Below are 1328 nucleotides of genomic sequence, written 5' to 3'. Positions count from 1 at the left end.
GCTCTCGTTATTGAGCACCAAAACATTACTCCAAACAGCTTTGCCGATCGTGCAACTAAATCATTAATCGCTGAATTAGAAAGCCGTACTATCGAAATCGTTACTGCCACTTCTTACGAAGATGCACGTGCGGTTATCATGGCATCTCAAATCGATAGCCTTGTATTAGCTCTTGAAAAAACTGAAGAGCAAATCGTTAACTCTCACGAAGAAGTTGATTTGTTAGCAGCACTACAAGCACGTCAACCTGAAGTGCCAGTATTTCTACTAGCAGAACGCGCTCGTACTTCTATTCTTAACAACCGCCAGTTAATGGAACGTGTTGATGAGTGTTACTCAGTACTAGAAGATACTGCAGATTTCGTTGCTGGCCGTATCGTTGCTGCTATGCGTCGTTACCGCTCACAAGTGCTACCGCCTTTCATGAAAGCGATGATGCACTACAACGACATCCATGAGTACTCATGGTCTGCGCCTGGTCACCAAGGTGGTATCGGTTTTACTAAGACCCCTGCTGGTAACCAATTCTTCGAATTCTTCGGCGAAAATCTATTCCGTACCGATATGGGTATCGAACGTGCAGCACTGGGTTCTCTACTTGACCACAGCGGCGCATTCAAAGATTCAGAAGTTGAAGCCGCTAAAGTATTTGGTGCTCACCAATCTTACTCTGGTATCGTAGGTACTTCTGGTTCAAACCGTACAATCATGCAAGCATGTTTGAAAGATGACGACATCGCTATTTGTGACCGTAACTGTCACAAATCAATCGAGCAAGGTCTGATCTTAACGGGTGCACGCCCTATCTACATGGTACCTAGCCGTAACTGTTACGGTATTATCGGTCCAATCAGCCAAGTTCAAATGAGCAAAGAAGGCATCGCACTTAAAGCTAAAAATGCGGGCATTCCTTTCAACGCTGATGAGAAAAAAGCGAGCTACGCGGTTGTAACTAACTGTACTTACGACGGTTTATGTTACCACTCTGAAGTGACTGAAGCGCTACTAGGCGAAAGCTCTAGCCGTATTCACATGGATGAAGCATGGTTCGGTTACGCACGTTTTAACCCTATCTACAAGGGTCACTTCGCAATGCGTGGCGATGCTAAAGACCACAAAGGTCCAACAGTATTTGCAACTCACTCAACTCACAAGTTATTGAATGCATTGTCTCAAGCATCATACATTCACGTACGTAACGGTGAAGACGCGATCAACTTTGACCGTTTCAACCAAGCATACATGATGCACACTTCAACATCGCCACTATACGCAATCTGTGCGTCTAACGATGTTGCAGCTAACATGATGAAAGGCGAAAGTGGTAA

At 44.8% G+C, this 1328-nt stretch carries 1 protein-coding gene; it reads left to right on the top strand.

Annotated elements, in window-relative coordinates; translation table 11 throughout:
- A partial coding sequence (locus C9J45_RS21360) for an Orn/Lys/Arg decarboxylase N-terminal domain-containing protein (RefSeq protein ID WP_304592079.1) occupies nt 1-1328 on the top strand: 1328 nt, incomplete at both ends.

Source organism: Photobacterium sp. GB-1 (assembly GCF_003026165.1).
Classification (GTDB): Bacteria; Pseudomonadota; Gammaproteobacteria; order Enterobacterales; family Vibrionaceae; genus Photobacterium.
Note: the sequence above shows the minus strand (reverse complement) of the source record. Positions and strands in the feature narration are given on the sequence as shown.